Here is an 8,857-nt window from a genome sequence, read left to right as displayed (position 1 = left end):
GGTTAGGCCACATAGTAGATCTTTTATGTATGACAAGTATGACATCGAAACAATGATAGCGGAGATTAAAGCCATTTCTTCTGTGGGAGCAGCTGGAATCGTAATAGGAGCGTTGACAGCTGATCGGCAAATAGATGAATCATTTATTGAAAAGCTTTTACCATACACGCAAGGGATGAATGTGACGTTTCACCGTGCCTTTGACGAACTGGATGATCAAATAGCAGGACTTCGGAAGCTGATCACATATCCGCAAATTTCTCGTGTTTTAACGTCAGGCGGTCTTAAGCCAGCAGTGGAGTCAGTTTCTGTTATCCGAGGTTTGGTAGAGGAGACATCCGGCAGCTCCCTGACTATTCTTGCTGGCAGCGGCTTGAAGGTAGAGGGGATTGAGAGTTTTGTAGAGCAAACGGGCGTAACGGAAGTACATTTTGGTTCAGCGATCCGTAAAAATAGGAATGGTCTGGAACCAATAGATCTGATTCAGTTACAGATATTAACTGCTGCATTGCGTGAGGGGCTTAAATAAGCTGGATTAGAAAATAGACAGACCATAATAATTGATGAACATCGAAAGAAGAAACAGTGAACTTGGTTAAAACGCGATACTAACATACATATAGAAAGTTAAAAATGGCGACCTATTTGATCGCCATTTTTCAGAAAATATGATAAATCTGACTGTAAGAATTGCGCCATAAATGTTTTCACTCATCAAATTCACTCAATTGTTTAGATAATATCATCCAATAACGCCCTCGCGCTTTCGGAAAAACGACTTGAGAGCGTTGTAGACCTCTCCCTTTTCTTTGATAACGTAATACATGAAGTGCTGCATGTTAATATGCTTGTAAGCGGACATAAGCGTGCTGGAGCGGTTATACTGGTTGACCTCGCCGTAGCCGAACAGGTTGGAGCGCTTTAGAAGCTCACCGATCAGCTTGACGCAGCGCTCATTGTCGCTCGTTAGGTTATCACCGTCGGAAAAGTGGAACGGGTAAATATTGTACAGGTTCGGAGGGAAACGGCTGTCGATAATTTCGAGCGCCTTCATGTAGGCCGAAGAGCAAATGGTGCCGCCGCTTTCACCTCTGGTGAAAAATTCTTCCTCTGTTACTTCCTTTGCTTCCGTGTGATGAGCGATAAATACGATTTCAACCTTTTCGTATTGATGCCGCAGAAAACGTGTCATCCAGAAGAAGAACGAACGAGCTACATATTTTTCAAAAGAGCCCATACTCCCTGACGTATCCATCATCGCGATGATTACGGCGTTGGATTGCGGCTTAATGATTTCCTCCCACGTCTTGTAGCGTAGATCGTCTGGTGAAATGCCGTGAATGCCTGGCTGCCCTGTTGTCGCATTTCTTCGCAAGTTTTCAATGATCGTCCGTTTTTTGTCGATGTTGGACATAATCCCTTTTTTGCGAATGTCGTTGAATCGAATATCTTTCGTTTCTAGTTGATCCTTATCCTTTTTCTTCAGGAAAGGAAGCTCCAGCTCCTCGAACAGCATAGTCTCTAGCTCTTCAAGGCTGATCTCGGCTTCGATAATATCATCGCCTGGCTGATCACCTGCACCTTCGCCTTTGCCACCTTTTTTCGCTGATGAAGGATCGACGCCGAGTACGTCGCCGACCTGACTGTCACCGTCTCCTTGCCCCACATGTTTATTTTTATTGTAGTTATAAACGAATCGAAACTCATCAAGGCTCCGAATCGGCACTTTAATAACTTGTTTACCGTCAGACATAACTATGCTTTCCTCGGACACGAGATCAGRCAAGTTTTGCTTGATCGCTTCCCGCACTTTTTGTTGGTGCCTGGATTGATCCTGATACCCCTTGCGATGCAGTGACCAGTCCTCCTGTGAAACGATGAACATTCCGTTGTCTGATGAACCCATTTCGGAGCACCTCCTCGCTTATTTCTTTGTTGTTATTCAATATATTCAAGTGTCTGGAGGTTATGTGAAGGAAAATTAGTACATATCTATGAGTCTAGCTTAAAGGAAGTCAATACAAAGAGGCGCTGCCTGATATTAGAGGCAGCGCCTTGCTATTCCTGTAATTAAAATTCAAAAAAATTCAAGTCGATTAGAAAACTAAAGCAGCTCATTTCTGCGTTTGAGTAGTCGGTAGAGTGCGAGTGCAGTTACGGAGCAGAGCAATGCACAGGCACCAATAAATAAGTATCCTGCCTAAAGACCAGCAATTAGTCCAGCTTCTGCGCGTTCGTTGTGAGCGAAAATATTTTTCGTCCAGTAGGTAATGGCTCCGATTGCAAAGTTGCCAATGACACTAGCTATTCCCATCATCGTAACGGTGAACGTAATCGCCGTGTTTGCCCCATTGGGGTACCGTCTTGCAATAAGAGCCATAACGGTAGGATAGATGGGTGCAATGCCGATTCCCGCAAGTGCGAACAGAAATGCACCGGATTCTCCAATTATTATGGCAGCAATTGAGCATATACCGGATCTTGCTGACAAAATAATAAGCGACATCGTATAACCAATTTTATCAGTTAACGGTCCAAGGAGCAGCCTGGCCAGCATGAAGCAGAAGAAAAACGCGGACAGCATTCCAGCAGAGGCATCGCTGCTCCAGCCATAAGCCTTTTCAAGATAGTTAACGAGCCAGCCGCATTTCGTCCAAGGTGAACTCAGATTGCATGCGAGGGAGCGCGGGTCCTTTAACATTTTCAGAGAAGCCGAATACGAGAAAACCGCCAAACATGACGATTAAAAGCAGTATGTAGTTTTTGGATACACTTCCAATAGAAAAACGAGACATAATTGAGGGACCTCCGACGCAAGAATGATAGACTATAGAGAAGATATATTTGATAACAATAATAATTAATGCTGACTATCGCAAGGACGCTCTTAACTTTAGCGCGGATTGAGAAACAGTGCAATACTCTGGCAGAGTGAAGTGAATCTATTAGGCGATAGGTAAGCGATAATGGTAATATAGAAGATAGAATTTCGCGAGTTTAAGTAGTGAGCGTAGAGTCGATTCGCTTTGAAAGGATGTTATAAACGAATGAAACTTTTTCATACCGCTGACTGGCATCTAGGCAAGCTTGTGCAAGGCATATATATGACGGAAGACCAGCGACATGTGCTGGAGCAGCTGCTTGCCGCTATAGAAGCTGAACGACCGGATGCAGTAATTATTGCTGGTGACTTGTATGATCGTGGAGTGCCGCCTACAGAGGCGGTAGAGTTGCTGGATGAGATGCTTGGACGAATCGTAATAGAGTTGAATACGCCTGTGCTTGCTATTTCAGGCAACCACGATAGTCCCGATAGAATTAACTTTGGAACCAAAATGATGGAAGACCGCGGTTTATATTTGGTTGGCCAGCTTAAGGAAGAATTGAAACCTGTCGTGTTGCGAGATGCTTACGGCGAGGTACATTTTCATCTCGTACCATTTGCAGATCCTGCTCAGGTTAGAAATCAATTTGGTGATGAATCTATTCGATCGCATGATGACGCAATGCGTGCGATTGTCACAAAGCTGAAAGACGTTATGGACCCCACAGCTAGGCATGTGTTTATAGGTCATGCATTCGTAACGACAGCTGGGGAGCCAGAGCTCAATACGAGTGATTCTGAACGACCGTTGTCGATCGGCGGTGCGGAGCATGTTAGCGCTGCTTATTTCGAGAATTTCCATTATACAGCGCTTGGTCATTTGCATCAGGCGCATTTTGTTCGGAATGATTCGATAAGGTATGCAGGATCACCGCTTAAATATTCAATTTCAGAGGAAAAGCATATAAAAGGATATTATATCATCGAGCTTGATGAGGCAGGTGAGGTTCRGATCGAGAAGCGGGAGCTAACGCCGCTTCGTGATATGCGGAGAGTTTCCGCTTCAATAGAAGAGCTAGAAACACATCAAGTGAATGAGGATTATGTATTTGTAACTTTGCTTAACGATAATCCTGTACTGTTTCCGATGGAAAAGGTGCGTGCGGTTTATCCGAATGCGCTGCATGTAGAACGTCGTTCGTCTACGGATGGAGGTTTAGGCAGTTCTGAGGGCGCTCAGGGAACTGGCAGTGGAGGAGGACGGCGTGAAGCGGATCCCATTGAGCTGTTTTCAGCATTTTATATGGAAGTTAAAGGGACTCCCCTTTCTGAATCTAAAAAGCAATTGTTTGCGGATACCTATGCGGAGCTCATGCGCGAGGAGGGTGATATTATATGAGGCCGCTTAAATTAACGATGACAGCCTTTGGACCCTATCGGGATACAGAGATAATTGATTTTAGTGTGCTCGAGCATCGCCGATTGTTTGTAATATCAGGTAATACCGGTGCCGGGAAAACGTCTATTTTTGATGCGATTTGCTTTGCCTTCTATGGTACGGCAAGTGGAGAGGATCGGTCTGACTCACGTATGCTGAGAAGCCATTTTGCTGATGAGGATATGCATACTGCCGTCGAGTTTGAGTTTGCTATTGGGCGAAGAAGTTATATGGTCTTGCGTCAAATGCCGCATCGCAAAGGTTCAAATAAAAGTGAAACTGGTGGTAAGGCTGAGCTGTATGAGACGACAAGTGGAGCGGCAGTGCCAGCGGTTGATCGATTTATCGTCTCTGATGTGAATGTTAAGCTTGAGGCGATCATTGGGTTGACGAAGGAGCAATTCAGCCAGATCGTCATGCTCCCGCAGGGAGAATTCCGAAAATTGCTAACGTCGGACACCGATAATAAGGAAGAAATATTACGGCGAATTTTCCGTACGGAGCTGTATGAGAAGCTGGAATACCGATTTCAGCAAAAAAACCGTGAGATGCAGGATCAATTAAAGGCTGCAAAGACTGATACAAGCAGCTATATGCGGCAGGCAGAGGAAACGCTGCCGATGCGCGAGGATAGCCAGCTTCAACGTACCTTAGAGCAGGAGGTATACAGTGCCGGTCAAATAACGGAAGCCTTGCAGCTTGAAGTTGCGTATTATGCAGAGCTTGCGGTAAAGGCGGAAGCTCAAAAGGGAATATTGACGGTTCAGCTTGATGAGCAGGAGTTGAGACTGCGAGAGGCCATTTCGTTGAACGCTAAGCATGAAGAGCTGGATAAGAAATTAGCTCAAATTGAGCAATTAGACACTCGTAAAGGCGAATATGCGCTGTCTGAACAACGGCTAGCGCTAGCAGAGAAGGCGGCACATTTGACGCCTTATGAAGAGCAAGCCGTACGCGCTGCTGCTGATGCGGAAGTGAAAATGAAGCAGCTAGTCGTTAGGCGAAGTGAGCTTGCTTCTGTTGAGCAATCGCACGCACAAGCGGTAGAAAGGTTTCACGGCGAGGAGAAGCGTGAAGATGAACGTCGTGAAGCTGAGCGTGAACTAAACAAGCTGATTGAGCTTGCTCCAATCGTACAGACATTAGCTAGTCAACAGCAAGCAATCGAGAGGTTGGTGCAGGAGGAGAAAGGCTGCGCCGCCAAGCTGGATGCAACTGATGCAACACTTGTTCAGCTTCGTGAAAAGAAACAAGCTACAAATACGCAAATTAAGGTAACCGAATCGGAAACGAGTGGTTGGCAAGAAAAGTTGGACAAGCTGAGACAAATTGAGCAGCAAGGCAAACAACTGAAACGGTTAATTGATGTCGAGAAAGAGATTTCGCGATTCGCACAGCTGGAAGTAGATGGTTCACAGGCTCTAGCCAAGGCAAAGGTGGAGCATGAACGCTTGGAAACCAAATGGGTAGAAGGTCAAGCATCGCTACTAGCCGTTCATTTGCACGATGGAAAGCCTTGTCCGGTTTGCGGGAGTGAGAATCATCCCGAGAAGGCAGTTAATCAAGCCCAAATTCCTTCACGCGAGATGCTGCAGCAATCGAAGGAATTGTTAACAGTTGTAGAAAGTGAACTGATGCAGGCAAGAGCTCAGGCCGCCGCGGCTTCCGCAACGCGTGAAGAAGGGGTAGCAGAGCTGGCTGAGTCAGGTTTACCTGCGGCACAGCTGGAGGAGCAACAGGGGCAACTGAGGCAGCTATGGCGCGAGCTGAAGGAAGAGACGGATCGATTGCAGCTCAAAGCTCAGCAGCTTCCAGAGCTTAAAGCACAATTGGAGCAGCAGGAGAAGTCACTAGAGAAGCATCTGCTTGATAAGGAGGTGCTTCAGCTGGAGCAGCAAGAGCGGATTATTAAGCGTACAGCTCAGCAATCAGTATTGCAAAAGGAGCTTGATCGAATTCCGGATCATCTGCGCTCCCAGCCTCAAATGACGGCAAAGCTGAACGAGCAGAGAGACCTCACAGAGCGTCTTACTGCCGCRTGGAAGGTCGCTCAGGAGCAGCTTCAAATAATGAGTACAAAGCTTGCTGAGCATAAGGCATATGTCAGCCAAGCAGAGATTCAGCAGTCTGAGGCGGAAGGTAATAAGCAGGCTGCGCAGGAGCGTCAAATAGAGGAATTATTAAAAGCTGGATTTGCTTCCGCCGCACAGTATCGAGAAGCGGCATTGACGGAGACAGCAAGAGACTCGCTTAAGAAGGATATCGAGTCTTATCGTTCAGCAGTCACTTTGTTAAATCAGCAATTGCTTGAGCTGCGGAGTGAGCTGGTAGGAAAACAACGAATTGATATCAATGTGCTGCAGGAACAGCATCTTGTTTTGAAGCAGCAATTGGAGCAAGCACTGGTTAATACGCAAACTGCGCTCCGAACAGGTCAAGAAGCACAGCGTTTGGCGGCTTCAATCAGTCGATCCTATGAAAATGTGAAGCTACTTGAAGGAAAGCTAGAAGAGGTCATGGACGTATTCTATATGCTCAAAGGTGATAACGCCTTGAAGATTTCATTCGAAAGGTACATTCTTATAGAGTTTTTGGAGCATATTTTATATGCAGCGAATGTTAGGCTCCGTGATTTATCTAATGGGCAATTTACGCTGCAGCGAAGTGATCGTCTTGAAAATCGCGGCAAGCAAAGTGGTCTCGGACTCGATGTTTATGATGCTTATACCGGACAAAATAGAGATGTGAAAACTTTGTCAGGAGGGGAAAAGTTTAATGCCTCCCTCTGTCTGGCACTAGGGATGACAGATGTTATTCAATCCCATCAAGGCGGCGTAACGATCGAAATGATGTTTATTGACGAAGGATTTGGCTCATTGGATGAGGAATCGTTGCAAAAAGCAATTACTGCGCTTGTTGATTTGCAGCGAGCGGGAAGAATGATCGGTGTTATCTCACATGTACAGGAGCTAAAGGATACATTTCCCGCCTGTCTTGAAGTAAAGAAGACAAAGGAAGGCTTTAGCCGTACTTCAATTACAGTGAAATAAAAATCAATGCAGCATAAAAAAGTCTGCTTCACGTACTCAAAGGAGTCGGAAGCAGACTGTCTACACTTATCATTTTGAAATGTCTTTTTATACGAAAGAAAGCATTAAACAAAAGAACTTGCATTCGTTGCACCTATCGCCAACCCAATAAATATTAGAGCAATGGCACCGATAAAGATGATGCCATTTAGCACAATTCCGATTATGCTAAATACTTTGCGTCGGGTTTTGGAGAAGGCACCTATAATGCCAAGTACCAAACCTATAAATGCAATTCCAATTGCAGCTATTATTATTAAACCGACAACCATAAATGGGATTAATGCTTCTTCTTCCATTGACTGAACATCGTCAGTATTAAATATTTCTCCCGAGTTGATGACGTCAGCAGCTGTTGTTGCTGCAACTACGATTGCGACTACGATCAATATGATGGATACTAAAGCAATTATAAATGAGGCAATACCGAGTCCTGACTGTTTCTTCGGACTATTAGCAAGCTGCGAATTAGTTGAAAAACCTGGTCCTTGAGGGTATGGCGCATTGGATTGTTGTACATTATTGAAATTTTGTGAATCATTGAATTTGTTACGTTCGTCTTCTATTTTAATCGTCTCCTTTACCTAATTAGGTAAAATTATACACAAAAATGAAAGGGTTGAATACTATATGTTTCCAAAATATTTTGCAATTGGCGCTATAAATGCTGCGCTTGCTGTCGCTCTTGGGGCTTTCGGCGCACACGGACTTGAGGATCGAATTGACAGMCATATGCTTGAGGTGTTCGAAACGGGCGTTAGATATCATATGTACAGCGCACTTGGATTAATGCTCATATCACTCCTTGTTAAGCAAATAAACGAGAGCAAGCTTGTTTTAAATGGTGCTCGTCTCATATTGGCAGGGATGGTATTGTTCAGCGGGAGCTTATATGTTCTGGCACTTACGGACTTGAGCAAGTTAGGTATTATTACACCTTTCGGTGGTGTCGCAATAATTACAGGCTGGATATGTGTTGTTATGGCAGCTTTGAAATCTGCTCGAAAATAATGGTAATAAGTAATATCTAGGGCGATTTCGACAATATAACTAGTTATTTTACAAATAATAAAAAGATTTTAGCAAATATTTCTATACCGAAATCCTCTCATCGTTTATAATAGAGCGAACACACACTTGACTCGAACTAGAGGAAGGACGTTGGTGCGTGACAAAGAGGATGAATGGTTTGCCTAAAATGCGGAAACGAAAGCTGATCTCAATGTCGTTAAACCAGCCGTGGATAATTAGTGCACTTCTTGTTGCACTTGCAATGGTTTGGGTTGTGATTTCTATTCTAGTTATTTCTAATCCGATGTACAAATGGATCGCTATGGCCATTGCAGCATCGTTAATCGTTACTGCAATTATTGTTTACTTAAAGCGCCAACAAGCGGCAAGCTTCCGTAATTATCATACGGCAATCGTTGAAACTTTACTTCGTTCTGAGGCTGTCCCTCTTGCGATACTGGATCGAAGCGGTATTGTAATAGAGATGAATGAAGC

7 protein-coding genes and 2 pseudogenes are annotated in these 8,857 nt (G+C 44.6%); 5 read left to right on the top strand and 4 right to left on the bottom strand.

Features of this window, described 5'->3' with window-relative positions; translation table 11 throughout:
• On the top strand, window positions 1-529 hold a 529-nt coding region (locus tag AC1DWN_RS21250; protein WP_477560899.1), incomplete at its 5' end, for a copper homeostasis protein CutC.
• Between the two features lie 213 nt (window positions 530-742).
• On the opposite strand, the gene yhbH is transcribed toward AC1DWN_RS21250, so the two are convergent.
• The 3 genes and pseudogenes from yhbH to AC1DWN_RS21235 all read right to left on the bottom strand — a co-directional run bounded on the left by yhbH (window position 743) and on the right by AC1DWN_RS21235 (window position 2,795).
• Window positions 743-1,906 carry a sporulation protein YhbH gene (gene yhbH / locus AC1DWN_RS21245; RefSeq protein WP_477560898.1) on the bottom strand — a complete coding sequence of 388 codons (1,164 nt, stop codon included), beginning with the start codon at window positions 1,904-1,906 and terminating at the stop codon, window positions 743-745.
• 198 nt (window positions 1,907-2,104) lie between these two features.
• Window positions 2,105-2,644, bottom strand: a pseudogene (locus tag AC1DWN_RS21240) (MFS transporter); the annotation flags it as partial.
• On the bottom strand, window positions 2,631-2,795 hold the full coding sequence (locus AC1DWN_RS21235) for a hypothetical protein (protein WP_477560900.1): 165 nt from the start codon (window positions 2,793-2,795) through the stop codon (window positions 2,631-2,633). The gene AC1DWN_RS21235 and the pseudogene AC1DWN_RS21240, both read right to left, overlap by 14 nt.
• 252 nt (window positions 2,796-3,047) lie before the next feature.
• Here AC1DWN_RS21235 and AC1DWN_RS21230 point away from each other — a divergent pair, with 252 nt between their 5' ends.
• Both AC1DWN_RS21230 and AC1DWN_RS21225 read left to right on the top strand, forming a co-directional pair.
• Window positions 3,048-4,223 (top strand): exonuclease SbcCD subunit D, encoded by a 1,176-nt coding sequence (locus AC1DWN_RS21230; RefSeq protein WP_477560897.1) that lies wholly within the window; start codon window positions 3,048-3,050, stop codon window positions 4,221-4,223.
• Entirely contained in the window at window positions 4,220-7,312 is a 3,093-nt protein-coding gene (locus tag AC1DWN_RS21225; RefSeq protein WP_477560896.1) for an AAA family ATPase, read from the top strand. The genes AC1DWN_RS21230 and AC1DWN_RS21225 overlap by 4 nt, the downstream gene beginning before the upstream one ends.
• 104 nt (window positions 7,313-7,416) lie before the next feature.
• Here AC1DWN_RS21225 and AC1DWN_RS21220 read toward each other — a convergent pair whose 3' ends face one another.
• Complete coding sequence (locus AC1DWN_RS21220; protein ID WP_477560895.1) at window positions 7,417-7,740, bottom strand: hypothetical protein; 324 nt, start codon at window positions 7,738-7,740, stop codon at window positions 7,417-7,419.
• A gap of 241 nt (window positions 7,741-7,981) precedes the next feature.
• Here AC1DWN_RS21220 and AC1DWN_RS21215 point away from each other — a divergent pair, with 241 nt between their 5' ends.
• Window positions 7,982-8,362 (top strand): DUF423 domain-containing protein, encoded by a 381-nt coding sequence (locus tag AC1DWN_RS21215; RefSeq protein ID WP_477560894.1) that lies wholly within the window; start codon window positions 7,982-7,984, stop codon window positions 8,360-8,362.
• Between the two features lie 157 nt (window positions 8,363-8,519).
• Window positions 8,520-8,857, top strand: a pseudogene (locus tag AC1DWN_RS21210) (putative bifunctional diguanylate cyclase/phosphodiesterase); the annotation flags it as partial.

The organism is Paenibacillus sp. P4_A7 (assembly GCF_056402455.1).
This window is presented reverse-complemented; position numbering and strand designations above follow the sequence as displayed.